Below are 26,465 nucleotides of genomic sequence, written 5' to 3'. Positions count from 1 at the left end.
CCTCCTTTATTTTAAGGTCTGTCCTTATTTGTTTTGAGGTGTTCCCTTATCTTGTCTTTATTATAGCTGCCAAAGATTAAAGAAAAATTAAAACAAAAATGAAATTCAAAAATTATCTAAAAATTTATGGTGTGTTATAATAATTTTATAAGGAGGTGCCTTATGCGGATTTTAATTGTTGAAGACGAACCGGATTTACTTGACGCCTTAAAAAAGCAGCTGCAAAGCAGCGGTTACAGCGTTGACGGCTGCGGCAACGGGCTTGACGCCGAAGATTATTTAAAAATGGCAACCTATGACGCGGTTGTGCTTGATATTATGCTGCCCGGCATTGACGGGCTTACTTTGCTGAAAAAAATGCGCGCCGAAGGCAACACTACCCATGTTTTGCTTTTAACGGCTCTCGACAGCATTGAAAATAAAGTAAACGGCCTTGATGCCGGTGCCGACGATTACCTTGTTAAGCCTTTTGCGTATGACGAGCTTCTGGCGCGCCTGCGTGTGCTTCTGCGCCGCCACAGCGGGCAGACAACTAACGTGCTGGAATACGGCGGGCTGGTTATGGATTTAAACAGCCGCACCGTTACCCGTGACGGCACGGAAATTACCCTTTCTTCCAAGGAATTTGCCGTGCTGGAATATTTGCTGCGTAATCCCGGGCGCGTGCTTTCGCGCGATAAAATAGAAAACCATGTATGGAATTACGATTTTGAAGGCGGTTCCAACGTTGTTGACGTTTACATACGTTACCTGCGCAAAAAAATAGATACCGGCTTTAACAAAAAGCTGCTGCATACTATCCGCGGCGCAGGTTACGTGCTGAGGGAAGAAAAATGAGAGCATTATCCGTTAAACAAAAAATAACCCTGTGGTATACCGGGCTTATTGTGGCAGTATTAAGCGTTATTTTTGCGGCCGTGCTTTTTGCCGCCGACGACGTACTGCTGCTTAATTTGCAGGACAAACTGGAAAACGAGGTTTACGGAAACGCCAGCAGCCTTGAACTGCGGCGCGACGGCACCCTGAGCCTTGACGAGCTTGATTTTCTGCATGACGGCGTTATGCTTGCCGTTTATAATAACGACGGCACATTAATCGCCGGGCTGAACCCGGTGCAGATGCCGTATACCCCCTTCCGCTCCGAGCTTTTGCAAACCGTAACCAACGGCAGCCAGACCTGGTATGTATTCGACCTGCAGTTGCGCCCCGCCCGGCTTGAAAACAGCATCTGGCTGCGCGGCAGCACTTCACTAAGCAGCATTTACGCCACCCGCGATGAAATTTTATGGCAATGTGCCCTGCTCTTTCCGTTTTTAATACTGCTTTCTGCCTTTGGCGGCTACCTGATAACCAAAAAAGCCTTTCAGCCCGTAAAGCAGATTACTGCCGCCGCAGAACGTATTGGCAGCGGCAGCGATTTATCGCAGCGCATTAATCTTAACAAAGCCGACCCAGAAATAATGCAGCTGGCGCAAACCTTCGACAGCATGTTCTCGCGCCTGGAAAAATCTTTTGACGCAGAGCGCCAGTTTACGGCGGATGCTTCGCACGAACTGCGCACACCTGCGGCAGCAATCATTGCCCAGGCGGAATACGCCCTAAAACAGGCACCGCCTGCCGAAAAAGACGAAGCCCTGCAAAAAATACTTGCACAAGCACGCAAAATGTCGCGCCTTTTGGCACAGCTTTTAATGCTGGCCCGTGCCGATGCCAACAAAATTCAATTTGAAATTGAAAAGTTTGATTTCAGCGAAATGGCTGAAATTGTAATTGAAGAAACGCAGCAGATTGCCGGTGCAAAAGAAATAACCGTCAATGCCTCTATTGAACCGGAAGTTTACGTTGAAGGCGACCAGACGCTTTTAATGCGCCTTTTGCTGAACCTTTTGGATAATGCCGTTAAATATACGGAAAACGGCGGCAAAATTGATTTTACCCTGCATAAAGAAAAAGGCAGCGTTGTCTGCTCCGTTAAGGATACCGGCTGCGGCATTGCGCCGGAGGAACTGCCTAAAATATGGCGCCGGTTCTATCAGGCCGAAAGCAGCCACCGCAACAGCAGCGGCGCAGGGCTGGGGCTTTCAATGGTACAATGGATTGCAAGCCTCCACGGCGGCACCATAACGGCGGAAAGCACGCCCGGAAAAGGCAGCACGTTTACCTTCACCCTGCCGCTGAAGCCCGGCTGCAAAATTCAATAATAAACTTAAAAGCCGGAAGCTCTATGCTCCCGGCTCTTTTTATGCCTAAAACTTTATTGTGTTTTCCTGCCTGCGGTAAGCCAGCGCTCAATAACATTGGCTTTCTGCCCTGCCGTCCAGCTTAAATCGTCAACCGGCGTAAGCATTTTGCCCGTATACTGGCTGCGCAGCTCGTCATCTGCCGCCGCGCTTAAGCTCCATACAAGCCCGTGCCCTTTTTCCGCAACAATTTCCGCCGCGCGGTTCGAAAGCAGGTATTCTATAAATTTACCGGCCGCAGCGTTATTAGGCCCGTTCAGCACCGACGCGCCGCTGATTAAATTTTTATTGCCGTCGGCAGGTATCGTTGCAAAAAGATTCTCTTCGCTGCGCTCCAACAGCAGTGCCACCGAAAGCGGCACTACCGCCACGGTTTTATAACCCTGGCGCACCTCGTCAATGGTTTCCTGCAAATTAATAAAATATTCCGGGCGCTGGCGGTTAAGCTGCTCAGCATAATCCATAGCCGCGCTTTCGCCTTTCAGCTGCCATAAGGCCGTCATCATGCCATAGCCTGCGCCGCCGCTTTTAGGGTCTGCCAGCGCAAGCTCATACTTAAGCGGTTCAGCCAGCAGCTCCTGCCAGCTTTCCGGCGCATACAGCCCCAAATAATGCAGGTTTCTTTTATTGCTTAAAAAGCCGATATGGTCAATGTACAAAGCCGTCCACAGCCAGTTATTCTGGCGGAATTCCGCCGGAATGGCATACGCTTCTTTGGGCTGGTAGCTTACCAAAAGCCCGCGCTCAGCGGCAAGGTAAAACTCCTCCGCCGTTCCGCCGAGCCACACATCGCTGCCGGAAGAAGCAAGAAAATTAAAACGGTTTTCCGCACTTCCCGGCGGCAGCGGCACTACCTGCGTTTCTATACCGCTTGCTTTGGTAAAATCTTCTGCCAGCGCCTCGGCTATATCCACCGGCATACTTATGCAGATTTTTACCTGTTCCTTTTTTTCTGCCTCATCTTTACCGGCAGTATGCGCCGTATTCAGCACTGTTAAAATACAAAAAGCCGCAGCAATTACAGCCAAAAATTTTTTCATTCTTCAACCTCGCCAAGCTGATTTTCTTTTATTATACCACAGCCGCGCGCATAAACAAAAATCCCGGGCAGGCAAACTGTCCGGGATTTTACTTTTAAAAATCAGTCACGGTCGAAAACCATAATCTTATCGAAATCAAGGTAAACTTTTTCGCCGTCGGTAAACTCTTTCAGTTCCGCACCTTTTACGATAACGCGGATTACATGGTGTTTGCACTGTACACGGTAATCAACCGCATCGCCAAGATAGAAACGGTGTACCAGCGTGCCTTCGATAGTGCCGCTTGTGCGGGACATCGTAATGTTTTCCGGGCGTACAGCAATGGTAGCGCTGCCGGTTACGCCGCTGGTATTGGGGAAGGATACGCCGGTGCCGCTGATATATACGCGGTCGCCCTGTACTTCGCCTTCCACAAAGTTTACAAGGCCGATAAAGTCGGCAACCATCTTGTTGGCCGGGTTGCGGTAAATTTCGTACGGCGTGCCTATTTGCTGAATAACGCCGCGGCTCATAACAACAACGCGGTCACTCATAGTCATTGCTTCGGACTGGTCATGCGTTACATAAATAACGGTAATGCCCAGTTCCTTCTGAATAGAAGAAATTTCAAAGCGCATGCTTTCGCGCAGCTTGGCGTCAAGGTTGGACAAAGGTTCGTCCAAAAGCAGAAGGCCGGGGCGCATTACCAGCGCACGCGCCAGTGCAACACGCTGCTGCTGACCGCCGGAAAGCTGATGCGGATAACGGCTGCCGTACTCGTCAAGATGAACGAGTTTAAGCATTTCCGCAACTCTTGCAGCGCGTTCTTCTTTAGGAACTTTTTGAATTTTAAGCGGATATGCAACGTTTTCGGTAACAGTCATGTGCGGCCATACGGCATAAGACTGGAAAACCATGCCGATATCGCGTTTTTCGGGCGGCACGAAAGTATTTTTTATATGCGAGCTTACGCAGTGGTCGCCGATATAAATTTCACCTTCTGTCGCTCTTTCAAAGCCGGCAATCATACGCAGCGAAGTTGTTTTGCCGCAGCCGGAAGGGCCGAGGAGCGAAACAAATTCGCCGTCCTTTACGGTAAGGTCAAAATCGCTTACGGCCGTAACATCACCAAACCGTTTAAAAACATGCTCTATACGTACTTCTGACAATTTATTCCACTCCTTTTAAATACCAACATTACCCTTAGTAAGCTTGTTCAAAATAACATTGCCCACCAGAACTATCAGCAAAATAATTACCGAAAGCACGGAAGCATTCTGTGTATCGGCATAAGTCTGCAAATCGTACAGCAGTACGCCGATAGTTTTGGTATCACTGCCGTACAACAGCAGCGACATCGTCAATTCGTAAAATGACGGCATAAAGATTAAGAACCAGCCGGCGATAATTGACGGTGCAATCAGCGGCATGATGATGTCTTTGCAGGTACGCAGCCAGCTTGCGCCGGAGTTAAGAGCCGCTTCCTCCAGAGAGATATGTACCTGGCTTAAGGAAGCTGCAATAGTGCGCACGGACATCGTCATATATTTTACAAGGTAGCTGACAACCAGAATCCACATGGTGGAATACAGGTTCAGGCCAAAGTTGCCGGAGAAGGTAATAACAAGTGCCAGCGCGATAACGATACTCGGCGTGGAGCCGCCGATAATTGTCAGCATATCCGGCAGGTTGCGTCCTTTAACATTTGTTTTAACGGCAAGATAAGCGATAAACACCGAAAGAATTGTGCCGATAGTAGCGGCAATAACGCCGTATACAACGGAATTCCATACGCTTTCCATATACTGGGAGCTGGTAATAACAGGAATCCAGGCATCAAAGCCAAGGTTGTCAAGAGTAATGCCCTTGGACATACTCTTTAACAGCGAAGTAAGCAAAATAGAGCCTAACGGCAGGATAACGGCAACGAAGCCATAGAAGCCTACCGCAAAGAATGCAGGCCATTTCCATTTGCCAAGCTCAACAATGTTCGGGCGGGTGCTTTTGCCGCTGATAGTGGTATAATCCTTGCGGCCCAGCATCCAGGTCATAAAGAACAGCAGGGCATTGGCAATAAACATCAGGGAAGCTGCCAGCGACGTTGCATCGCGGATGCCCGCTTCGTCGCCCATATAAGTATAAGTAACAATACGGGTTGTCATAACTTCAATATTGCCCGGCATACCAACAATAGCAGGAATACCGAAGCAGGAGCCTGCCGCAATGAATACCAGAAGGCCGCCTGCCAGAATAGAAGGCGCCATCAGGGGCAGCGTAACGTCAATAAGAGTGCGCAGCGGCGAAGAACCGGAAACCCTTGCAGCTTCTTCCAGCGTCGGGTCCATTTTTTCCATCGCACGCGAAATAGTAATAAAAGCAAATGGAGAATAGAATAAAGTCAAAACCCAGGCCAGGCCGCCTGTGGTATAAATATCAAACGGTGCAGTCTGTAAGTTAAAAATCCATTTAAACACATTGTTTAAATAACCTACGCTCGGGTTTAAAAGCTGTACCCAGGCAATAGCGCCTACATAAGGCGGAATCATATAGCTGGCAACCAAAAGCGTGCGGTAGCCTCTTTTAAACGGCAGGTCGGTACGCCCAACCAGCCATGCCAGCGGAAAAGTAATAATAACGCTTGCCACCATTACAATCAGCGAAAGCTCAACAGTATTGGCAAGAGCGCGCCAGTTTACGTCCTGGCTGTAAACTTCACGGTAGTTGGCCAGCGTAAAAGAGCCGTCCACCAGAATGCTGTCATACAAAAGTACGCCCAGCGGAAAAACCACAAAATATAAAAGCAGTAATACCGACAGCGAAATTACAATAAATTTGCTGTTTATTCTTTGTAAAAAGCCCACCATAACTCCTTTCTACGGCATAAGGGCCGCCCTAAAACATAATTTAAGGTTGCTTTTTATAATGGGAAAAAAGGGATCGCCACATAGCGACCCCTAAATTCCTTCACTTAATTATTTCATGCCGGATTTAGAAAGAACCGTTATTCCATAACCCTTACGCGGAACTCTTCCTTAATTTCAGCTTTGTTGTCGGCAAGTTTCTGCCAATCAACTTTTACAGCTTTGTCAGAGAAGGATTTCAGTTCCGGAGCGCCTTTAGGAGGCTGTACATCGCCGCGTACGGAGTGCATCCAGCCTTCAACAACAGCCTGCTGGCCTTCTTTGGAAAGCCACCAGTCAACCATGGCTTTAGCACCATCCGGGTTTTTGGTAGTATTGAAAATAGCAATCGGTGAAGGAATAATAACTACGCCGTCTTCAGGATATACAACTTTCAAAGGCTCGTTTTTGGTAGCAGCCAGTTTCAGGATGTTTTCTTCCAGAATCATTGCTGCTGCATATTCGCCGGTTAAAAGTTTGTTTTGAATTGCGGAGTTGCCTTCTTCAACACGCATGCCGTTAGCTTTCAGCTGGTCGAAATATTCCCAGCCGTATTTATCGGCAAGTGCGCCAACTGCAACAAATGCAGTACCGGAAAGCATCGGGTTAGGCATTGCAATTTTGCCTTTCCATTTCGGGTCAGTCAAATCTTTCCAGGATTTCGGAGCTTCTTCCGGAGAAAGCTTGTCGGAGTTATAAGCGATAATCATGTTGCTGATACGAACGGAAGACCATGCGCCTTTTTCGTCCTTATCGGTAATAACGTCCTTCAGGTTCGGGGAAACATAATCCAAAAGAAGGTTGTCTTTTTTAAGGGACAGGTAGTAAGAAGGTTCGGCAACCATTAAAACATCGGCACCGATTTTTTTAGCTTTAATTTCGCCTGCCATTTTGGTCATAACTTTTTCGGTACCGCCCTGGAACCAGTCAACTTTCATGTCAGGGAAAACTTTGCTCATTGCCGGTTTGCAAACATTATCAATAATATCAGGATAAATGGAGGTATATACCATTACCTCGCCTTTCGGTCCGCCTGCTTTAGTGCCGGCTTCCTGCTTATCGCTGCCGCCGCAGCCTGCAACTGCAGCCGATAATGCCAGAACTGCCGCAGCAGTACAGAGCCATTTTGCTTTTTTCATGAGTCTCCACTCCTTTTAACGTATTTAAGATACTATTAATATTCTTCTCCCGGTTTTGTAAAATTCCTGCTTACATTAGGTAAAATGTTTTACATATTTTTAACATTTCTGTTACTTTTTGCAAATATTTTTCATATTTTCCATTACAAACGCACAATATGCTATTTTTGACCCATAGGGACATTTTAAGTCCCTTGATAAACTGCCATAAAATTCATTTCCCACGCCGGTACATATCTGTGCTTGCGCAGATATATTTTATATTCCGGGCACAGCTGCCATAAAAGCTCCGGCAGCTCAAAAAAATCATTATCATAATGATATGCGGCAATAAACATTTTGGGCCTGTCACTTTTAATATGCTGTTTAAGCCCTGAAAGCGCCTGCTTTTCCGCACCTTCCACATCCATTTTAATGTATGTTACAGCTTCGTTTTGCAGCAGGTTATCCATTTTTAACGCGCGCACCTTGCGTTTATGTGCATTAATTAATGTAGACTGCCTGCCGCCACTGTCGGAAAAATCAAGTTCCGTATCTTCGTCCCAAACTGCGGCTTCAACAAGCTGTACATTTTTTAACCCTTCTTTTTTTGCGCACAGTTTGCGGTAATTGCGGCGGTCTGCTTCCACCGCCGTTATTTTTTTATAGCTGCCGCCGGTAAGCTGCAAAAACTCCCGTACCGTATCGCCGTCATAGGCGCCCAAATCCAGATAGCTTTCTTCTTTGCCAAAAGTAAAAAGCTGCGTTAAATCTTCAGTTCTGTCCGTTTCGCACTGCCACAAATATTCCGGCCTGCCGCTGAGTTTATAATTGAGTACGTTTGCAAAAACTTTGCGCGACTGCTCATCTGCCAGCTTGTTATACACATTTTGCAGCCTGCCGGCATATTTTTCAAGCCATGCATTTGTTACTTCTTCGCTGCCGGCATAAAGCGGCAAATGCGGCGCAAATACTGTATGCTCTGCGGCAAGCGCTTTAAAACGGCTAATAACTTCCGGCAGTTCGGAAGCAAAAGCAATTACTACCGCAAAATTTCCAAGCCGGGCTTTAATATCGCTGTAATGCTCCACCTTAAAACCGCGGAAGTTCTGCCCGCGTACAAATTCATCACTGGCAAAAATTCCGGCTGCCGTCAGGCCTTCCGCCGCCATTCTGTCAAGCACGGCATCAGCACCGTTGCCCATACCGTACAGCACCAGCGGCAGCCCGCAGCTGCGCATATTCTGCCATACACTGTTGGTTTCTGTTATAAAATCAAGCATTGTTACCTTTTATACCTCGTTAAATATTTTGTTTTTATTGTACAACAAAACCGCGAGTGAGTATAGCTTATATGGTTAACCATTTGCATTTAATATTCTAGTTTTTTATTTACTATATTATTTTTTACTTTATGCCTTTGATAATACTTTAATTATTCTTTATTTACTTTATTACTCATCTTCATTCTTTTGAGTGACCAAAAGAACGAAGCAAGAAAAGTCACGCGGCTGAAAAAATTTTTAACGCGGCACTTTAGCAAAAAATAAAATTTTCCGCGGAACTCGCTTCGCTCAAACACCGGGAAAATTTTATTGCTTTTCAGTAAATACCGCTCAATTTTTAATGCCGCGATTGCACTTAACCAGTACTTTTTAACTTCTTGATTTAGTATATTTTGTCTTTATATCGTACTTTACAACAAAAAATATGCAACTAATGATTTTGTGCAATTAAAACCTACGGCAACATTGCTTTTGCTCATAAAAATTTACCAAAGTGCGAATTTGAACAAAACGCGACTTTCAAAAAACAGGCGAAAACTTTAAATAAAAAGGCACTTGCAGCAATAGCCGAGGATGTTTGAGTTTGCGGCGCAGCAAACGAGTTCCGCAGGCGCTGCAAGTGGCAAACTGATTTGATACTGAGCCGTTAAGTTTTTTGAGGAGCGAAGGCTTTTTGGTTACTTTTTGGCCTACAAAAAGTAATATGAGTAAAAATGTAAATAAAAATATAATAACCTAAATTCAAAGTCCCAAAACCATCTAAACAAACCAAACATAATCTCTTGACTTAATCGTTAACCTGTTTTATATTATAGTTAACCATAACAAAAAAGAAGGTTAACCATGCGTTTTTCCGTCAGTGATATGTGCCAGACCGCTTTGCTCGCCGCTTTTATTGCCGTCAGCGGCAGCTTTAAAATTCCTTCATTAATTCCCGGCAGCGAATTTCAGCTTTCGGCGCCGATTGCAGTTGCGGCCTGCGGTATTTTCGGCATAAAAAAATACCTTACGGCAGGTATCGCGGCTTCTGCCATCTGCCTTATTTTAGGCACGCAAAATGTTTTTAATGTGCTGATTGCGCTTTCTTTCCGCGCTGTAATTGCCGTAATGTTTGCCTTTATGGGCAGCAGCAAAGCCTTTTATATAATTGCCGGTCCTGTTGCCAGCGCTTTAAGCCGCCTTGTGCTGGCTCTTTTTGTCGAGAAGGCCGTTTATGCCCTTATCGCCGCCGCGGTGCCGGGCATGATTTTTACCGCCTTTGCCGCGCCGCTTATTGCCGGTATTTTAACCCGCCTGCCTGTTTTAAAACGCTCGCGTATGCCAAAGCAAACTTAAAAGCCGCGATAGAATATTATTACTTGCCCCGCTTGCCCTATAATGTTAAAATATTAGATAGAATATTTTAACTGCAGCACGGAGGTCTTGATTATGATTTTGCAGGAATCAGGCGAAATGTATTTGGAAACGATTCTGCAATTACAGCAGAAACAGGGTAAAGTGCGTGCCATTGATGTGGCAGAACAGATGAATTTTACTAAAGCCAGCGTCAGCCGTGCCATGAGTATTTTAAAACGCGAAAACTTTATTCTGGTGGAAGCAGGCGGCAATATTGTGCTTACCGATGCCGGCCTTGCCAAAGCACAGGAAGTGCTTGAACGCCATAAAGTGCTTACCCGTTTCTTTGCCGAACATATCGGCGTACCTGCCGACATTGCCGAACATGATGCCTGCCGCATTGAACATGTAATCAGCCCGGAAACTTTTGAAGGCATAAAAAAACATCTGGCTGAATGCAGCATTAAAACCAAATAAAAAACACCATCAGGCGGATATCAGAACCTTTCTGTCGCGGCAGAAAGGTTTTTTTATAAAATTTAAAGGAGTGAATCTTTTGCAGAAAACATTTAACCCCCTTTTTGCTGCCGATACGGGAGCAGGCTACAAATTAAGCAACGAAGTAAAAACGGCAACCCCGTCCCTTCTTGACGCCGCACAAATTGGCGTATGCGTTTACGAAAACCCCGAACTTTCAGCTTTGCCGGATAAAGACGCCATTCTTGTTACAAGCTTTGGCACTACTTATAAAGAAACGCGCCGCCGCACCATTGATGCGGTTTTTGAAGAAATAAAAGCCGCCTGCCCGGGCGTAAAAGCCGAACTTGCCTTTACCTCCCATATTGTTATTGAACGCATTAAAAAGAATGAAGGCATAACTTACCCGACACCGGAAGAAGCACTTGAAGCGCTGCATAAGGAGGGCTATACCCGCGTTGCCATCTGCTCGCTGGATATTATTCCCGGCATTGAATACGCTTATAAAACTTTTGTTTTTAACCGCTATAAAACCCTGTTTAAAAAAATGTCGCTCGGCACGCCGCTGATGTACTGGATGGGCCAGGAAGACCAGCGTGACGATATTAAAGACACCATGCAGGCTTTAAGCACGCAGTTCCCGCAGCCTGCACCCGCAAGCGCAGTCCTTCTTCTGGCGCACGGCACGCCGCACCCGGCCAATGCCTATTATTCGGTAATGCAGAACCGCCTCAACGAGCTCGGTTTTGACAACGCTTATATTTATTCCGTAGAAGGCTGGCCTCACCTTGATACCGTTATTCCGCTTTTAAAAGCGAAAGATATTAAGGAAATTACCATTATGCCCGCCATGATGGTTGCAGGTGACCATGCCAATAACGATATGGCCGGTGATGATGAAGATTCGCACAAAACCATTTTGGAAAGCTGCGGTTTTAAAGTAACACCGTATCTGCACGGCATGGGCGAAAACGAAAATATCCGCCGCCTGTTTGTTGCCCGCGCTTTGGAAGCCTGGCAGAAATTAACTGCGGAATAAAGTTTTTGTTTTCAGCGTTTAATATATAAGCTGCACTTATAAACTTAACAATTTATTGATATTTTAAAAATTTTCTGTAAATTTATAGCTTTTTTGCTTGCCTTTGCCTGCGGTTTTAGCTTATACTGTAATTAGTTCTAACTATAAAACAGAGAGGATGATTAGATGGGTATTGTAATTTCCGCACTTGTAACATTTTGGGTAGGCTTTCTTATCTATAAAAAATATAAGCCGCAGCCCGTACTTTTTCTGGGCGGCATGATTTTGATGTACATTGCCGTGCTTTGCGGTTACGGCACAATCCTGCCGGAAAAAGCATCTACCGGTTCCTGGTTCTTCGACGCATTTGAATTTATGCGCAAAACCATGAGCTCCAACGCCGCAGGCCTCGGCCTTAACATTATGTCCGTAGGCGCGTTTGCACGTTATATGGACCGCATCGGCGCATCCCGCTCACTGGTACGCTTAACCATTAAACCGCTGCTGGCATTAAAATCCCCTTACCTTGTACTTTCCGGCACCTGGGTTGTCGGCATGTTAATCGGCCTTTGCATCAACAGTGCATCCGGCCTTGCCATGCTTTTAATGGTAACAATGTTCCCGATTCTTATCGGCCTCGGCGTAAGCCGCCTTGCCGCTACGGCAGCAGTTGCCTCCACCCTGTGCTTCGACTGGAGCCCGAGTGATACCGGTACTATTCTTTCGGCAACCACCGCCGGCGTAGACCCCGTACTGTACTGGACCAACTATCAGGTTCCTATTGTTATGGTAGCTTTTGTAGTTGTAGGTGCGCTGCATTACTTTACCCAGAAATACATGGATAAACGCATGGGCCATGTTGTTAAACCGATGGAAGTTGAAAAAGCAGAAGAAAACCCTGCCGATTCTGCTCCGCTGTGGTATGCAGTTCTGCCTGTAATTCCTCTGAGCCTTATTCTTTCCTTCAGCTCCCTGTGGATTACCACCATTAAAATGAACATCGTTATGGCTATGTTCATCGGCCTGTTCATAGGTGCCTGCTGCGAATTTGCACGCTGGCGCGACGGCAAAAAAGTATTTGCCGATATCCAGACCTTCTTTGACGGCCTTGGTATGCAGATGGCCAACGTAATTACCCTTATTATTGCAGGCCAGACCTTCGCACAGGGCCTGCTCTCCATGGGCACTATCGACAGCCTTATCGAAGGCAGCAAAACCCTGGGCTTCGGCCCGATGGCAATGATGCTGGTAATGGTTTCCATTATCGTATTCAGCTCCATCGTTATGGGCAGCGGCAACGCTCCGTTCTTTGCCTTTGCGGCACTTACCCCTGCTGTTGCGGCACATACGGGCCTGCATCCTGTGCTCATGCTTCTGCCGATGCACTTTGCAGCCTCCATTGCACGTACCTGCTCCCCGATTACGGCAGTTATCGTTGTATCTTCCGGCATGGGCAACGTTTCGAGCTTCGACCTTGTTAAACGTACCTTCATTCCGATGTGCGGCGCTTTGGCTGTAACTCTCGGCATGACCTTCTACTATTACTACGCTGGAATTTAATAAGTTTAATTTCAATAGCTGCTGCTTCTGCGGCAGCTATTTGTTTTTAAGAAAGGACTGATACAATGTTTATCTGCGACTGCCACTGCGATACTTTAACCGAACTCTACAATAAAAACGCTTCGCTGTACGAAAACGAACAGCACTTTGATATTAAACGCCAGATTGCCCTTGGCGGCGGCCTGCAATTCTGCGCTATTTATGTTCCTACCGAAGTTTTCCGCTATCAGGGCGGCCTGCGTTATACCCTGTGCTTGCTTGATAAATACAACCAGGAAATAAAAAAACTGCACGAAAGCGGCATTGATGTACTGGAAGTGCGTACTGCCGAAGATGCAGGCAATGTGTTGAAACACAAAGCGGCAACCCTGCTTGCCATTGAAGAAGGCGGCGCCATTGACGGCAGCCTGGAAGCACTGCGCTGCCTGTACGAACTTGGCGTGCGTGCCATGACGCTTACCTGGAGCAACCGCAACGACATTGCCGACGGCATTAACGAAGAAGCCACCGGCAGCGGGCTGACTCTTTTCGGCAAACAAGTTGTAGCGGAAATGAACCGCCTGGGTATGCTGGTAGACGTTTCCCATATTTCCACAGCAGGTTTCTGGAGCGTTATTGAAACAAGCACCAAGCCGATTATCGCTACTCATTCCAATGCCAAAAGCCTTTGCTCTCACCCGCGCAACCTTAACGATGAACAGATTAAGGCACTGGCACAAAACGGCGGCCTTGCCGGCATTACCTTTGCAGGGCAGTTTCTTGAAGAAGACTGGCGCAATGCCTGCATAGAAAGCGTTTATAAGCATATCGACTACATGCTGAACCTTATCGGCAATGATGACCATATCGGCTTTGGCAGCGATTTTGACGGCATTTCCCATCCGCCCTATAATATCCAGGGCGTGCAGGATTATAAACCGCTTATAGAGTATTTATGCAAGTATTACAGCAACGAAACCATCAATAAAATTACCCACCAAAACGTAATTAACCTTCTGCAAAAGGTACTGTAAAACAAACGAGGCACGGCTTAAACCGTGCCTTTAATTTTGCTATTGACTAAAGTGAACTTTAATGTGGTAATATATTATTACAGCAGTTATTTAATCAGTTTTCAGGAGGTATTTTAAATGAAGGTTCTTTTAATAAACGGCAGCCCCAAAGCCGAACGCTGCACTTTTACCGCACTCAGCGAAGTTGCCAAAACCTTGGAAGCGGAAGGAATAGAAACGGAAATCGTCCATATCGGCAATCAGGCAATCCGCGGCTGCATTGACTGCCGTGCCTGCAAAAAGAACGGCAAATGTGTTTTTAACGATATTGTAAACGAAGTTGCACCTAAATTTGCCGAATGTGACGGGCTTGTTGTCGGCACGCCTGTTTATTATGCTTCCGCCAACGGCAATTTAATCAGCTTTTTAAACAGGCTCTTTTTCAGCACTCCGTTTGATAAGAGCATGAAAGTCGGCGCTGCCGTTGTATCCGCGCGCCACGGCGGCTGCTCTGCCACCTTTGACGAACTTAACAAATACTTCACCATTGTCGGCATGCCGGTTGCCTCCAGCCAGTACTGGAACAGCGTACACGGCTTTACACCGGAGGATGTGCGCAAAGATGAAGAAGGCCTGCAAACCATGCGTACGCTTGGCAAAAACATGGCATTTTTAATTAAAAGCATTGCCCTGGGCAAAGAAAAATACGGCCTGCCTGAACGTGAGCCGCAGATTTTAACCAACTTCATTGATTAGTTTTACTTATAAATTAAAATACTTATAAAAAACGGCAGAGTTTTTAAACCCTGCCGTTCTTTTTATTTTTCAGCTGCCAGCCACGCAATCTGCGCTGCCATTTCGCCGCATTTGTAAAAATCTTCCAATTTCAGGTATTCTTCACCGGTATGGCAATTAAAATAACCAACCGCAATACCTACGGTTTCAATGCCGTTAGCGTTAAAGTGGTTAGCGTCCATACCGCCGCCGCTCTTTTCAAATTTAGGCTCAACGCCGCATTTTTGAAGGGCTTTGGCAGTAAGTGCCGCCGGTCTGCTGCTTTCATTCAGGCAGAAGGCTTTATAAAGCACGTCCGAAGAATAATCTACTTTAACGCCGTATTCTTTTTCAATCACAGGCACTACATCTGCATATTTTTTAAGCAGCGCTTCAAATTCACCGGCATCAGTACTGCGCATTTCACCGTTTACTTCGGCATAATCGCATACAATGTTCAGCGCCGGGCCGCCTGCATGCACCGAAGCAATATTTGCAGTAGAGTTTGCGCTCTGCCTGTTATCCGGAATAGCCAGTATCAAAGCTGCAGCTGCGCGGATGGCGTTAATGCCCTTTTCCGGAGCTTCGCCTGCATGGGAGGCTTTGCCGTGAATTTTATAGCAGTAGCTGCATTTGGCCGGAGCCTGAATGGCAATGCCGCCGATATCGCCTTCAGCGTCGAAAACATAGCCGCTTTTAGCGCGGAATTTGCTGAAATCAAAATGCCTGCCGCCTAAAATGCCAAATTCTTCGCAGACAGAAAAGGCCACTTCAATATCTCCATGAGGCTTATCGGAGGCTTTTAATTTGCGGAGCGCCTCCAATATAATGCACAGTCCGGCAACGTCATCAGCAGCCAAAATCGTACTGCCGTCGGTATGCACAATGCCCTTTTCCTCATCAACAATCGGTTTAATGGCACCGTTATTGGCAACACGGTCCATATGCGCGGAAAAAAGCAGCGGCTCACAATCTGCCGTGCCGCGCAGCACTGCCCTTATATTGCCGGCATTGCCGCCGATTTTGGCACCGGTGTCTTCTTCCGTAACCTCCAGCCCCAGCGCTTCCAGCTTTGCTTTAAGTACATCGGCAATCTGCCTTTCATTACGGGAGTTTACCGGAATCTGTACCAGCTCCAGAAATTCCTCCAGCATTTGTTTGTTTTCCATACAGCACCTCCAACAGATATTTATTTTAGTTTAAAACCCAAATTTTTACGCGCCAGCAACCTTAAAAAGTAATGGTAGCTGGCAAACAAAAATATAGAAGACCCAACCCAGGCAATCGGGCTGGCATAGCATACGCCGGTATAACCGTAATCAATGGTTAAGTACGAGGCCGCCGCAGAACGCAGAAGCAGTTCCACAACGCCTGAAAGCATAGGAATCATTGAAATGCCCATGCCCTGTACAGAGTTGCGGTAAATAAAAATCTGGCTTAAAAAGAAATAGAACGGCACGCTTAAATGCAGATACTGCTTGGCTTCTGCCATAACCTTCGGGCTTGGGTTATCCAGAAAGATGCCAATCATTTCCTGCCCGAAGAAATACATTATGACCGCTGCAAACAGACTGAAAGCCAGCGATAACTGCGAGCATTTCTTTACGCCGCGGCTTATTCTGCCAAACTTGCGCGCACCGAAATTCTGCGCCGTATATACAGCCATGGCAAGCCCGAATGAAATCATCGGCTGCAAGGCCAGCTGTTCAATGCGCATAGCTGAAGTAAACGCAGCAATGGTTTCGGAACCGAACTGATTGCAAATAGCCTGAATAATAATCATGCCAAGGCCAAGCACCGAAAATTGCACTGCCATCGGCAGTCCCATGCGGATATGTTCCCACGCAAAACGGCTGTCCCATTTAAAATCGCTTAAACGCACATGCAGCACCGGAAACTTTTTGGCAATATAAATTATACAAAGCAGCCCGGAAAAACCCTGTGCCACTACGAGTGCCAGCGCGCTTCCCGGCACGCCCCAGCCAAAGTTGATAATGAATACCAGCGCCAGAACAATGTTGAGCAGCGTGGCCACAATTAAAAAGTACAGCGGTGTTTTGCTGTCGCCAAGCGATCGCAGAATGTTGGAAAGCATGTTATAGGCCATCATAAAAATCAGGCCGTAAACAATAATCATAACATAGCTTTTGGCATCCGCATATAGCTCCGGCGGTATGTTCATAAGCGCCAATACAGGGTCAATAAACATTACCGCTGCGGCCATCATTATAATTACAAACATTGTGCAAAGCATGGTTGACATTGCCGCGCTCCGGCGCACGCCATCCAAATCTCCAGCACCGAAAAGCTGCCCCGTAACAACACTGAAACCACCGCTCATGCCCAGCGTTAAAATTACCAGCATCATAAAAAGCGGTGCGGTTGCGCCGACAGCTGCCAGTGCGTTAACGCCTATGGTACGCCCAACTATAATTATATCGGCGATATTGTACAGCTGCTGAAAAACGTTGCCTATTAACAGCGGTATCATAAAAGGTATTATTAATTTCAGCGGTTCGCCTTCCGTCATATTTTTCATAAGTATCCCTGCCTGTATATTAATCAGTCAGACTTATTAGTCAGCATTTTCATTGTAACATCTTTTTAAATAATAAACAATCTATTTTATTATTCGCCTGTAATCAGGCTTTTACCTTCCATTTGTCAAAAAAATGCAGGTAGGTTTCATATAAATAAATTATTCTGCCTGCCAAAACGGCAGCAGCCACCGTGCCAAGCCCTACGCCGTGCAAGCCGCCGAACTCCATAAAGGCAATAATAACGGCAAGCGTAACCAGCGAAATATCAAAACAGTTTTTAATAAGGCTGAAACTTTTATGGCTTACAAATGCCAGTACATTTACCAGGCCTTCACCGGCTGCCAGAAAAATTTTAGCACGCACTTCCAAAAATACGCCGGAGGCGAGAATAACCACGCTTGCAAGGCAGGCTATCCAGCGTTCAAGAAGCGTATCCGGGTTGTAATCCTGCAAAACCCACATAAAAAAATCTATGCTGTTGCCAAAAGGAATGGTAACTATTACCTGCCCCATCAGTTCGCGCCAGTAAAAAGCACGCAGTAAAAGCGGCTGTACGGCAACAAAAAGCAAATTCATTGCTATGGTTAAAAAGCCAACGCTGAACGGAGTACAAAGGCTTAAAACCCAGGGTACGCTCGATATCGGCGACGTACCTAAATTAGCCTTACACGACAGTGCTATGCCGAAAGTCATTGTAGCAATGCCGCAGATAAACATAATAATCCGCGCTTTAAAATGCTGCTCTGTATTCAAAATATATCATCCCCCTTAAAAAAATACATTTGCAAATTTTTTAAGCTGCCCAAATAAAAAAAGACGATAGCTCGTCTTTTTTTACAGCCACATAATATTAGTCAGCTTTTTAATCAGCCTTTTACTACGGTATTCGTCAGTTTGCCGATGCCTTCAATTTCCACCGTAACCACATCGCCGGGTACCATCGGCCCGCAGCCCATCGGCGTACCTGTCAGCACCAAATCACCGGCATCCAGCGTCATGCTTTCGGAGATATAACTTAAAATTTCATACGGGTTATATACCATATCGCTTGTACGGCCGTTTTGTTTAAGTTCACCGTTCAAATATGTTTTAATGCTTAAGTCAGTCGGGTCAAGGTCTGTTTCAAGCCAGGGGCCCAACGGGCAGAAAGTATCGAAGGATTTGCTGCGCAGCCACTGCACATCGTCAAGCTGCAAATCGCGGGCAGTTACATCGTTGGCGCAGGTATAGCCCAAGATATAATCTTTTACATCTTCCGGTTTTACGTTGCGCATGCGTTTTTTTATAACTACGCCCAATTCGGCTTCATAAACTACTTCTTTGCTCTGCCAGGGATATACTATCGCAGCGCCGTCACCGATAATTGTATGTGCCGCCTTACTGAACAGCATCGGTTCTTTCGGTACTTCAGCATGAAACTCCTCAGCATGGCTGCGGTAGTTAAAACCAACGCAAATTATCTGTTTAGGCACACAGGGCGCTAAAAGCTTAACATCTTCCAAACGGAAAACTTCATCTGTTATACGCCAGAAAGTTTCCAGGCTGCCATAAACAGTTCTTACTACATCTCCGTCAATAAAACCTATTCTTTTGTTGCCATTCGCTTCAAAACGTATACATTTCATTTAAAAAATCATCCTTTGCATTTTTCGTTGTTCAAAATAAACCGGAACCAGCCCTGCCACTTCCGCTATTTCCCGGGCAATATCAAGGCGCCTGCCTACATGTTCTTTATAATGGGCATCGCTGCCAAGGGTAACATACCTGCCGCCCAGTTCGCGGAATCTTTTATATAAAACAAGCAAAGAATTAACCGCGTCAGAACTGTCAAGCCTGCGTGTATTAATTTCTATTGCCTTGTCCATCGTTACCAGTAATTTAAAAACTTCATCAAATAACTCCGGCGCTTCTGCGTAAACCAGTTCTTTATCGTCGTAAGGCATATAACGGCACATATAATCTATGTGGGCAAAGCTGTCAAAATTATCATGCAGCTTAAGGTTTGCAAGCGTCGCCAGCAAAAATTCCTCTACGGCTTCCTGTTTGGTTTTTCCGGCGTATGTTTTTTCTTCATATAAATCACGCCTGTTCACACAGTGCATAGAACCCAGAATAAAATCAAAAGGATATTTTCTGCCAAGAAGATTATCGTTAGCAGCTGTTTCTTCCTGCATGCCTACCTCAATTCCCAGCAGCAGTTTTTTGCTGCGGTACGGGCCAAGCTGCTTAAAATAATCTTCAATGTCAAAAACAAAAGCCTCCGGGTTGGTAGGATAATCCTCATCCCAGTGTTCGGTAATAATTATGCCAAGGTTTTGCTGTAAGGCAGCGGCTTTTGCTTCTTCAGCAGACATTTTGGAATCTATGGAATACTGGCAGTGCATATGTGTATCAAAAATCATTTTCAAACCTCGTGTTTACTATTATACCATATCTATATAAAATTTTTAAAATTACTCAACATTTTACTTAAATATAATATTTTGCCTTTTCGCCGTTATATCCATATAAATCGTTTATAACTGTATTTTTGCGTCAACGCTTATCAGAATATTAATTTTGCTTTTTATGCTCCTTAAAAGCGATTTAAACGCATGAAATTTTCAGAGCAAAATTTTACGGCAATACCTTTTTTTCTTCTTCGGAAAGATTATAAGTTGATTTGCCGTTTTCAATCGGTTTTGCGTAAGTGCGGTTGTCTTCCCTGCCGTAAATGCTTGAAAGCACTACGCCGTTATTATTTTCATCAAGCAAAGATAAGGAATAGCTTAAATCACTGCCGGTATCGGCAAAAGCGTTATACCGCATAAGTTTTACCTTCTGAACGCAGCCTTTCATCTGTTCGCGCATTGCTTGCTGGTTTTCTTCAAGCGCCTGCATCTCTGCTTTGGCAGCACGCACTTCCGTTAAAGTTTTTGTTAAAAGTTCATCCCAGTTAACATTATCACCCTGGGTAAAAAAATCATATTTTTCTTTAAGTGCCTGCAATTCTTTTTTCTGGCCTTTATACATTACATATAACATTATCACCAATGCCAGTAAAACTATAATCACAAGCAGCAAGTAATTTTGCAGCACTAAATTGATATTCTCCAAAATATTACCTCCGTTTTAAATAAATATGTATGCCAGCAGACAAGCAATAAATATTGCAGGCAGCTGATTCGAAATGCGTATTTCCAATATTTTCAGCATATTTATGCCGATGGCAGTTATTAAAACACCGCCGCAGGCAGTTATTTCGTTTAAAACCGCTTCCGTCATTACCGTCTGTAAAAAAGCAGCCAGCAAAGTTAAGCAGCCCTGATAAATAAAAACACTAACAGCAGAAAACGCCACGCCTATACCAAGGTTTGCAGTTAAAATTACCGAAATAATACCGTCAAGCGTTGCTTTGGCATATAAAATTGTAGGGTCCTGTTTTAACCCGTCCTGCAAAGCTCCGACAACAGCCATTGCACCAATGCAGAAAATAAGCGTAGATGATATAAACCCGCGCGCAAGCTGCGCTGCAAAGCTGCCGTCCTTTCCATGGTACACCTTGGAAGCTATCCAGCTGCCAAATTTCTGTAAATTGCCTTCAATATCAAAATATTCGCCGATAATTGAACCTATTACAAGACTTACCACAACTATTACAATATTAGCTGTTTTAAAAGCCATTTGCAGCCCTATTACCACAATACACAGCGCAACACCCTGCATAATGGTCTGCTGCCATTTTTCAGGCAGGCCCCTGCGTAAAACTATCCCGGCCAGTGCTCCGCATATAATTGCTACCGCATTGGCAATTGTACCCAGGCCGCTCATAATAAGCACACGCCTTTTATTACCCCACTCATCTTTTCACCCTTATAAACATATTAAACTGTAAATTTTTCTCTTTTAATTTTGTTCTGCTTCGGCTGCTGCTCCAGCAGCTCATAAATTCTCTCCAAATCTTCAGCAGAATAATATTCAATTTCTATTTTACCCTGTTTTTCATTTTTAGGCACAATTTTTACTTTTGTTCCCAAAAGTTCAATCAAACGGTTCTGAAAATCTCTGCAATAAATGCTGATTTCCGTCTTTTTATTTTTTCGGGCTGTTTTTTCTTTTTTAGTTTTTTCAGCATCGTTTTCAAATGTAATTTCTTCGCCGTTTTTTATTTTCTTAACAATTTCTTCAACCGCTCTTGCAGAAAGCCCCTGCTCCGCAATTATCCGGGCAAGTTTTTCCTGTTCCTGTGCGTTTTCCAACGATAACAGCGGCCTTACCTGCCCCATCGTTAACGTTTCACGTGAAACTGCTTCGCGCACAGCTGCCGGTAAATTTAAAAGCCTTAAAATATTGGTAACTGCTGTACGGCTGCGGCCGATTTTTTTTGCAGCCTGCTCCTGATTAAAGCCAAATTCATTCATTAAGCGTTTAATGCCTTCAGCTTCTTCAATGGCATTCAGGTCATGGCGCTGAATGTTTTCAACAAGGGCAATTTCTGCCATTTTAGCGTTATCGTATTCGCGTACAATAACCGGTACAGTTTTTAACTTAGCAGTTTTAGCAGCACGCCAGCGTCTTTCACCGGCTACAATTTCATATTTGCCACCGTTCTTTCTAACTATTAACGGCTGAATTACGCCATGTTCTTTAATACTCTCAGTAAGCTCAGCAAGCTTATCGGCATCAAAAGTTTTACGCGGCTGAAGCGGATTAGGAATTATATCACTTACAGCAATTTCTATTTCCTTTTCGTGAGGCTGTACTTCTTCAACCGTCGCAATGGTTTCATTATCCGTAAAAATCGCGCCAAGCCCTTTTCCTAAACCTTTTTTATTCATCGCCAAGTACCTCCGCGGCAAGTTCCATATATACCTGAGCGCCTTTGGATTTAGGGTCATAAACTATAACAGGCTGCCCATGGCTAGGTGCTTCGCTTAAACGTACATTACGGGGAATAATTGTATTATACATTTTGGTATTAAAATATTTGCGTACTTCCCCAACAACATCGCTTGATAAATTGGTACGCTGGTCGAACATAGTCATCAAAACGCCTTCCAGCTTTAATGCCGGATTAAGGTTGCGCTGCACAAGTTTAATGGTATTCATTAACTGGCTTACACCTTCAAGAGCATAAAATTCACACTGAATAGGTACAAGCACAGAATTGGCAGCCGTTAAGGCATTAATGGTTAAAAGCCCCAAAGAAGGCGGGCAGTCAATTAAAACATAATCATAATCATGTTTTACGCGTTCCAGCGCATTTTTTAAGCGACCTTCCCTGTTCATAAGGCTTACGAGTTCAATTTCCGCACCGGCAAGCTGAATAGTTGCCGGAATTACATCCAGATTTTCATAATCGCTGTGCAGAAGCACATCTTTCATCATTACATCATTAATTAAGGTATCATATATACATTTTTTTATATCGCGCTTATCAAAGCCAAGGCCGCTGGTGGCATTGCCCTGCGGGTCAGCATCAAGCATTAAAACTTTACGGCCCTTTTGCGCCAGGCAGGCTGCAAGGTTAACGGCAGTTGTTGTTTTGCCTACACCACCTTTTTGATTTGCGATTGCAATTACTTTTACCAAACTACTCACCTCATAAAAAATCACTAAAACTTTCTTAATAATTTTATCACATTTTCACAGCCAAACATATAGAAAAGGAAAAAGTTTTTTAGTTTCACGTGAAACATTTATTGCATTACTTGCCGTAAGAAAAAATTTAAAATATAATAACAAAGAAAGGAGCTTAAAATGGATATAAAATTAGTTAACAAAGATGATTACGATAAAATTTATACTTTTATAGAAGAAGCCTTTAAAACTGCAGAAGTAAGCGACGGAACCGAGCAGGATTTTGTTTTGGAACTGCGTAAAAGCAGCAATTACATACCGGAACTGGAATTTGCCGCTTATGATAAAAATATTCTTATCGGGCACATAATGCTTACCAGACAAAATTTAAAAAGCAACAAACCGGTTAAAGCCGTTCTTGTCGCGCCGCTCAGCGCAAAAAAAGAATATCGCAACTGCGGCGTAGGTACATCATTAATGAAATACGCTTTAAACGAAGCCGTAAAACAGGGCTTTAATGCGGCTTTTTTAATAGGCAGCCCTTTATATTACAAACGCTTTGGTTTTAAGGAAACAAACACTTATAATATAAAAAACATCAGCGAAGTTCCTGATAAATTTGTGCTGGCATGTGAACTTGTACCGGAAACTTTTAAAAACATTAAAGCTGAAATTAAAATAGTTTAATACAGAAAATAAAAAATGCGGCTAAGCCGCATTTTTTATTTTAACTTGCAAACATCAACCCATCCGGAAAAATGGTCTGTATTCTTTTCAAGTTCCGGTATCGTCAGCTTAATGGCGCTGTTGGAACTTCCGCAAGCAGGATATACAAATTCAAAACGTTTCAAAGATTCATCAAGAAAAACTTTTACACCCTCATTAACGGCAAAGGGGCAAACCCCGCCAACTGCATGACCAATCAATTGTTCAGCCTCTGCTGCAGGCAGCATTTTTGCTTTAACCCCAAAATGCGTTTTATATTTATGATTGTCAATTTTAACGTCACCCGGCGCAACAATTAAAATTACATCATCATGAACCAAAAAAGAAAGTGTTTTGGCAATCAGGCAGCCGTCGCAATTTAAGGCTTTGGCAGCAAGTTCAACCGTCGCGCTGGAAACATCAAATTCCAAAATCTGGTCTTTCATGCCGCGTGCGGCAAAATATTTTCTTACTTTTTCAATCGACAAATTAACCCCTCCATTAAATGCGTACCATATCACGCGAAATAGCGGCAATATTTTCGGCACCGCACATTTTCATGGTATCTTCAAGTTCACCGGCAAGTTTCTCAATATAAACTTTAACGCCTTCTTCTGCCCCACCATAAACAGCAGTTACAAACGGACGGGCAATTACAACACCGTCAGCGCCAAGCGCCAGAGCTTTAAAAATATCAACGCCGCTGCGGATACCGCCGTCTACAAGTACTTTCATGCCTCCGCCTACTGCATGGCAGATTTCTTCCAATACTTCTGCCGTTGCAGAACACTGGTCAAGAACCCTGCCGCCATGATTGGAAACTATAATGGCAGCAGCACCGGCGGCATGAGCTTTAAGCGCGCCGCGTACGGTCATGACGCCTTTAACAATAAAAGGAATACCGGCGGCTTTTACAATTTCAGCAAGTTCTTCAACAGATTTGCTTCCTGCAGGAGGCTGCATATTTTTTAAAAACGGCAGCCCTGCGGCATCAACATCCATTGCAACGGCAAAAGCGCCGCTTTTTTTAACAAGCTGCAATTTTTCTTCTACAAGCGGCAAATTCCACGGTTTAACAGTCGGTATACCGGCTCCGCCGGTAGCGGCAATCGCCTCACAAGCGCTAACCATTACCTTTTCATCAAGCCCGTCGCCCGTAAAAGCGGCAATACCATTTTCTGCGCAGGACGAAACCAGAATTTTATTATAAGTAAGTTCGTCATAAGCATTGCCGTAATGCAGGCCGATAGCACCTACCGGACCGGCAAAAAAAGGATAACTGAACTTGCGCCCAAAAAGCTGCACCGACATATCAACCGGTTTATTTTCATGCAGAGTATCCATCTGCACGCGGATATCCTGCCATTTTTGATAGTTGCGGATTGCAGTATCCCCCACCCCTTTAGCACCGGGGCCGGGAATAGTATTACGGCAGGCAAGACCGTTGCATACAGGGCAAGCCTTACATTTAGCAGTATCTATGCATGCACGTGCATTTTGCAAAACATCATTATAATTCATAACAATACCTCCATAAAGCAGCTTTGTATTCTATTTTACTATATTTATAAACAAAAAGCATTAATAAAATTAAAGAAAACTCCGGCTTGATAAACCGGAGTTTAAAATTTATTTTACTTTAACTTTGCCGTTGTTCCATGCTTCGGCAGCCTGTTTGTAAGATGTATACTCATCGGTAGTTGCGCTGCATGAAGTGCAGATAACTTTATTCAGAGTATCATGCTTAAAGGTGCCCATGGTAACAAATTTTGCAGTTTTCTTACCGCATAACGGGCAGTTTTTAAGTTCGATTGGTTTGTAATCGCCGCCGCTGACTTTTTTAAACATGTAGAAAAAAACTCCGGCAGCAATACCTGCAATTACGGCATACATCATCATATCACCCATACACAACTCACCCCTTAATTAAATTTATAAAAGCGTTCCTTGTTTTTATTGTACCATATCTTCATCTAACAGTATAATAAAATTTCAAATTCTGGCAAAATAAAAACAGAAACTATTTTCAGTTTCTGTTTTAAACATAAATAACAACATTATCCACAGAGTTAATTATTTTTGGCAATATTAGGTTTTTTGGTATTTTTTATGCGCAAGGTTACAATAACATCATCACCGTCAACTTCCTGCTTGATTTGCGCAGGAATACCGGCATCATTGATAGTGCTGACAATCTTTTTTACACTGTTTAAATAAATTCTTACATCATTAACAATAACAAGGCGTTTTTTCGGCTTCGGAGCTTCGTCTGCCAGGAATTTTGCAATATATTCATCCGTTTGTTTTACATTCCAGCCATTTTTTAAAATCAGTTTTAAAACCTGTTCCTGCTGCTCTTTGTTTTTTAATTTTAAAAGCGCCCTGCCGTGCCTTTCGGTAAGCTGTTTTTCTTTTAAAACAGTTCTGATTTCCGGAGGAAGGTTTAACAAACGCAGTTTATTGGCAATGGTAGACTGCTTTTTGCCCACGCGCAAAGCCATTGCTTCCTGCGTAAGGTTAAACTGCGTCATCAGTTTTTCATAGCCTTCTGCTTCTTCCAGATAATGTAAATCTTCGCGCTGCAGGTTTTCAATCAAAGCAATTTCCGCACTCTGCTGCTTTGTATAACTGCTTACAATGGCAGGAACATCTTTCAGCCCGGCTAATTTGGAAGCGCGCAGTCTGCGTTCGCCTGCGATAAGCACATATTCGCCATTATCGCTTCTGGCTACAAGCAGCGGCTGCAAAACACCATATTCAGCAATGGAAGCTGCAAGATCGTCAAGGGCATCTTCTTCAAAATCCTTACGCGGCTGATACGGATTGGGCACAATTTTTTCAACCGGGATACGTTCTACCTTAATTTCACTGCTGAAATGTTTAATAACAGAACTGCTTTCTTTTTCTGTTTGTAAAATTTTAAAACCATCTTCAACAAACAT

General features: G+C 44.4%; 27 protein-coding genes. 9 read left to right on the top strand and 18 right to left on the bottom strand.

The window, feature by feature from the left end:
- Positions 1 to 162: 162 nt before the first annotated feature.
- Both M3079_RS03010 and M3079_RS03005 read left to right on the top strand, forming a co-directional pair.
- The gene (locus M3079_RS03010) at positions 163 to 837 is read left to right on the top strand and encodes a response regulator transcription factor (RefSeq protein ID WP_249077154.1); all 675 of its coding nucleotides are present in this window, start codon (positions 163 to 165) and stop codon (positions 835 to 837) included.
- Entirely contained in the window at positions 834 to 2,201 is a 1,368-nt protein-coding gene (locus M3079_RS03005) for a HAMP domain-containing sensor histidine kinase (protein WP_249077153.1), read from the top strand. The genes M3079_RS03010 and M3079_RS03005 overlap by 4 nt, the downstream gene beginning before the upstream one ends.
- Before the next feature lie 53 nt (positions 2,202 to 2,254).
- Here the strand turns inward: M3079_RS03005 and M3079_RS03000 are convergent, their stop codons facing one another.
- The 5 genes from M3079_RS03000 to M3079_RS02980 form a co-directional block, all read right to left on the bottom strand.
- Complete coding sequence (locus M3079_RS03000; protein WP_249077152.1) at positions 2,255 to 3,280, bottom strand: extracellular solute-binding protein; 1,026 nt, start codon at positions 3,278 to 3,280, stop codon at positions 2,255 to 2,257.
- A gap of 101 nt (positions 3,281 to 3,381) precedes the next feature.
- Positions 3,382 to 4,428 (bottom strand): ABC transporter ATP-binding protein, encoded by a 1,047-nt coding sequence (locus M3079_RS02995; protein ID WP_249077151.1) that lies wholly within the window; start codon positions 4,426 to 4,428, stop codon positions 3,382 to 3,384.
- 15 nt (positions 4,429 to 4,443) lie between these two features.
- Positions 4,444 to 6,123 carry an iron ABC transporter permease gene (locus M3079_RS02990; protein ID WP_044896735.1) on the bottom strand — a complete coding sequence of 560 codons (1,680 nt, stop codon included), beginning with the start codon at positions 6,121 to 6,123 and terminating at the stop codon, positions 4,444 to 4,446.
- A gap of 137 nt (positions 6,124 to 6,260) precedes the next feature.
- The gene (locus tag M3079_RS02985) at positions 6,261 to 7,298 is read right to left on the bottom strand and encodes an ABC transporter substrate-binding protein (protein WP_021715729.1); all 1,038 of its coding nucleotides are present in this window, start codon (positions 7,296 to 7,298) and stop codon (positions 6,261 to 6,263) included.
- 185 nt (positions 7,299 to 7,483) lie between these two features.
- A complete protein-coding gene (locus M3079_RS02980; protein WP_249077150.1) occupies positions 7,484 to 8,560 on the bottom strand; it encodes an FkbM family methyltransferase in 1,077 nt (358 codons plus the stop codon).
- An 846-nt stretch (positions 8,561 to 9,406) separates the two neighbouring features.
- Here M3079_RS02980 and M3079_RS02975 point away from each other — a divergent pair.
- The 6 genes from M3079_RS02975 to M3079_RS02950 all read left to right on the top strand — a co-directional run bounded on the left by M3079_RS02975 (position 9,407) and on the right by M3079_RS02950 (position 14,701).
- Complete coding sequence (locus M3079_RS02975; RefSeq protein WP_249077149.1) at positions 9,407 to 9,898, top strand: hypothetical protein; 492 nt, start codon at positions 9,407 to 9,409, stop codon at positions 9,896 to 9,898.
- 93 nt (positions 9,899 to 9,991) lie between these two features.
- The gene (locus M3079_RS02970; RefSeq protein WP_021715314.1) at positions 9,992 to 10,375 is read left to right on the top strand and encodes a metal-dependent transcriptional regulator; all 384 of its coding nucleotides are present in this window, start codon (positions 9,992 to 9,994) and stop codon (positions 10,373 to 10,375) included.
- A 79-nt stretch (positions 10,376 to 10,454) separates the two neighbouring features.
- Positions 10,455 to 11,414 carry a sirohydrochlorin cobaltochelatase gene (locus tag M3079_RS02965; RefSeq protein WP_249077147.1) on the top strand — a complete coding sequence of 320 codons (960 nt, stop codon included), beginning with the start codon at positions 10,455 to 10,457 and terminating at the stop codon, positions 11,412 to 11,414.
- Between the two features lie 165 nt (positions 11,415 to 11,579).
- Positions 11,580 to 12,953, top strand: coding sequence for a C4-dicarboxylate transporter DcuC (dcuC, locus tag M3079_RS02960; protein WP_021715312.1), 1,374 nt, complete (start codon positions 11,580 to 11,582; stop codon positions 12,951 to 12,953).
- Between the two features lie 65 nt (positions 12,954 to 13,018).
- Positions 13,019 to 13,966: a dipeptidase gene (locus M3079_RS02955; protein WP_249077146.1), complete on the top strand. Its 948-nt coding sequence runs from the start codon at positions 13,019 to 13,021 to the stop codon at positions 13,964 to 13,966.
- A 117-nt stretch (positions 13,967 to 14,083) separates the two neighbouring features.
- Positions 14,084 to 14,701, top strand: coding sequence for a flavodoxin family protein (locus M3079_RS02950; protein ID WP_249077145.1), 618 nt, complete (start codon positions 14,084 to 14,086; stop codon positions 14,699 to 14,701).
- 62 nt (positions 14,702 to 14,763) lie between these two features.
- Here M3079_RS02950 and M3079_RS02945 read toward each other — a convergent pair whose 3' ends face one another.
- The 9 genes from M3079_RS02945 to M3079_RS02905 form a co-directional block, all read right to left on the bottom strand.
- Entirely contained in the window at positions 14,764 to 15,888 is a 1,125-nt protein-coding gene (locus M3079_RS02945; RefSeq protein WP_249077144.1) for a M20/M25/M40 family metallo-hydrolase, read from the bottom strand.
- A 20-nt stretch (positions 15,889 to 15,908) separates the two neighbouring features.
- Positions 15,909 to 17,258: an MATE family efflux transporter gene (locus M3079_RS02940; RefSeq protein WP_249077143.1), complete on the bottom strand. Its 1,350-nt coding sequence runs from the start codon at positions 17,256 to 17,258 to the stop codon at positions 15,909 to 15,911.
- A 103-nt stretch (positions 17,259 to 17,361) separates the two neighbouring features.
- Positions 17,362 to 18,012, bottom strand: a complete 651-nt coding sequence (locus M3079_RS02935; RefSeq protein ID WP_249077142.1) for a DUF6198 family protein — start codon at positions 18,010 to 18,012, stop codon at positions 17,362 to 17,364.
- 113 nt (positions 18,013 to 18,125) lie between these two features.
- Entirely contained in the window at positions 18,126 to 18,884 is a 759-nt protein-coding gene (locus M3079_RS02930; protein ID WP_249077141.1) for a fumarylacetoacetate hydrolase family protein, read from the bottom strand.
- Complete coding sequence (locus M3079_RS02925) at positions 18,885 to 19,661, bottom strand: histidinol-phosphatase HisJ family protein (RefSeq protein ID WP_249077139.1); 777 nt, start codon at positions 19,659 to 19,661, stop codon at positions 18,885 to 18,887. It abuts the gene before it with no gap.
- A 214-nt stretch (positions 19,662 to 19,875) separates the two neighbouring features.
- Positions 19,876 to 20,355, bottom strand: coding sequence for a DUF4446 family protein (locus tag M3079_RS02920; protein WP_021715304.1), 480 nt, complete (start codon positions 20,353 to 20,355; stop codon positions 19,876 to 19,878).
- Between the two features lie 15 nt (positions 20,356 to 20,370).
- The gene (locus M3079_RS02915; RefSeq protein WP_249077138.1) at positions 20,371 to 21,069 is read right to left on the bottom strand and encodes a DUF554 domain-containing protein; all 699 of its coding nucleotides are present in this window, start codon (positions 21,067 to 21,069) and stop codon (positions 20,371 to 20,373) included.
- Positions 21,070 to 21,122: 53 nt separating this feature from the next.
- A complete protein-coding gene (locus tag M3079_RS02910; protein ID WP_249077136.1) occupies positions 21,123 to 22,076 on the bottom strand; it encodes a ParB/RepB/Spo0J family partition protein in 954 nt (317 codons plus the stop codon).
- On the bottom strand, positions 22,069 to 22,830 hold the full coding sequence (locus tag M3079_RS02905; protein WP_021715301.1) for an AAA family ATPase: 762 nt from the start codon (positions 22,828 to 22,830) through the stop codon (positions 22,069 to 22,071). The genes M3079_RS02910 and M3079_RS02905 overlap by 8 nt, the downstream gene beginning before the upstream one ends.
- A 168-nt stretch (positions 22,831 to 22,998) precedes the next feature.
- Between M3079_RS02905 and M3079_RS02900 the strand changes: the two genes are divergently transcribed.
- Positions 22,999 to 23,505: an N-acetyltransferase gene (locus tag M3079_RS02900; protein ID WP_249077135.1), complete on the top strand. Its 507-nt coding sequence runs from the start codon at positions 22,999 to 23,001 to the stop codon at positions 23,503 to 23,505.
- A 35-nt stretch (positions 23,506 to 23,540) separates the two neighbouring features.
- On the opposite strand, the gene M3079_RS02895 is transcribed toward M3079_RS02900, so the two are convergent.
- The 4 genes from M3079_RS02895 to noc all read right to left on the bottom strand — a co-directional run bounded on the left by M3079_RS02895 (position 23,541) and on the right by noc (position 26,465).
- Entirely contained in the window at positions 23,541 to 24,011 is a 471-nt protein-coding gene (locus M3079_RS02895; protein WP_249077133.1) for a YbaK/EbsC family protein, read from the bottom strand.
- 13 nt (positions 24,012 to 24,024) lie between these two features.
- Positions 24,025 to 25,044, bottom strand: a complete 1,020-nt coding sequence (locus M3079_RS02890) for an alpha-hydroxy-acid oxidizing protein (RefSeq protein WP_249077131.1) — start codon at positions 25,042 to 25,044, stop codon at positions 24,025 to 24,027.
- Positions 25,045 to 25,152: 108 nt separating this feature from the next.
- Entirely contained in the window at positions 25,153 to 25,431 is a 279-nt protein-coding gene (locus tag M3079_RS02885; RefSeq protein WP_249077129.1) for a Lar family restriction alleviation protein, read from the bottom strand.
- Positions 25,432 to 25,592: 161 nt separating this feature from the next.
- Complete coding sequence (noc, locus tag M3079_RS02880; protein ID WP_249077128.1) at positions 25,593 to 26,465, bottom strand: nucleoid occlusion protein; 873 nt, start codon at positions 26,463 to 26,465, stop codon at positions 25,593 to 25,595.

This window comes from Phascolarctobacterium sp. ET69 (assembly GCF_023336935.1).
In the GTDB taxonomy this organism is placed as follows: Bacteria; Bacillota; Negativicutes; order Acidaminococcales; family Acidaminococcaceae; genus Fusicatenibacter_A; species Fusicatenibacter_A intestinipullorum.
This window is presented reverse-complemented; position numbering and strand designations above follow the sequence as displayed.

Bases quoted from the DNA above. Each gene is read 5' to 3' on its own strand.
- M3079_RS02985 (WP_021715729.1), bottom strand. From the start codon at position 7,298: ATGAAAAAAGCAAAATGGCTCTGTACTGCTGCGGCAGTTCTGGCATTA.
- M3079_RS02910 (WP_249077136.1), bottom strand. From the start codon at position 22,076: ATGAATAAAAAAGGTTTAGGAAAAGGGCTTGGCGCGATTTTTACGGAT.
- M3079_RS02890 (WP_249077131.1), bottom strand. From the start codon at position 25,044: ATGAATTATAATGATGTTTTGCAAAATGCACGTGCATGCATAGATACT.
- M3079_RS03000 (WP_249077152.1), bottom strand. From the start codon at position 3,280: ATGAAAAAATTTTTGGCTGTAATTGCTGCGGCTTTTTGTATTTTAACA.
- M3079_RS02915 (WP_249077138.1), bottom strand. From the start codon at position 21,069: ATGAGCGGCCTGGGTACAATTGCCAATGCGGTAGCAATTATATGCGGA.
- noc (WP_249077128.1), bottom strand. From the start codon at position 26,465: ATGTTTGTTGAAGATGGTTTTAAAATTTTACAAACAGAAAAAGAAAGC.
- M3079_RS02945 (WP_249077144.1), bottom strand. From the start codon at position 15,888: ATGGAAAACAAACAAATGCTGGAGGAATTTCTGGAGCTGGTACAGATT.
- M3079_RS02970 (WP_021715314.1), top strand. From the start codon at position 9,992: ATGATTTTGCAGGAATCAGGCGAAATGTATTTGGAAACGATTCTGCAA.
- M3079_RS03005 (WP_249077153.1), top strand. From the start codon at position 834: ATGAGAGCATTATCCGTTAAACAAAAAATAACCCTGTGGTATACCGGG.
- M3079_RS02885 (WP_249077129.1), bottom strand. From the start codon at position 25,431: ATGGGTGATATGATGATGTATGCCGTAATTGCAGGTATTGCTGCCGGA.
- M3079_RS02900 (WP_249077135.1), top strand. From the start codon at position 22,999: ATGGATATAAAATTAGTTAACAAAGATGATTACGATAAAATTTATACT.
- M3079_RS02930 (WP_249077141.1), bottom strand. From the start codon at position 18,884: ATGAAATGTATACGTTTTGAAGCGAATGGCAACAAAAGAATAGGTTTT.
- M3079_RS02940 (WP_249077143.1), bottom strand. From the start codon at position 17,258: ATGAAAAATATGACGGAAGGCGAACCGCTGAAATTAATAATACCTTTT.
- M3079_RS02975 (WP_249077149.1), top strand. From the start codon at position 9,407: ATGCGTTTTTCCGTCAGTGATATGTGCCAGACCGCTTTGCTCGCCGCT.
- M3079_RS03010 (WP_249077154.1), top strand. From the start codon at position 163: ATGCGGATTTTAATTGTTGAAGACGAACCGGATTTACTTGACGCCTTA.
- M3079_RS02990 (WP_044896735.1), bottom strand. From the start codon at position 6,123: ATGGTGGGCTTTTTACAAAGAATAAACAGCAAATTTATTGTAATTTCG.
- dcuC (WP_021715312.1), top strand. From the start codon at position 11,580: ATGGGTATTGTAATTTCCGCACTTGTAACATTTTGGGTAGGCTTTCTT.
- M3079_RS02950 (WP_249077145.1), top strand. From the start codon at position 14,084: ATGAAGGTTCTTTTAATAAACGGCAGCCCCAAAGCCGAACGCTGCACT.
- M3079_RS02980 (WP_249077150.1), bottom strand. From the start codon at position 8,560: ATGCTTGATTTTATAACAGAAACCAACAGTGTATGGCAGAATATGCGC.
- M3079_RS02925 (WP_249077139.1), bottom strand. From the start codon at position 19,661: ATGATTTTTGATACACATATGCACTGCCAGTATTCCATAGATTCCAAA.
- M3079_RS02955 (WP_249077146.1), top strand. From the start codon at position 13,019: ATGTTTATCTGCGACTGCCACTGCGATACTTTAACCGAACTCTACAAT.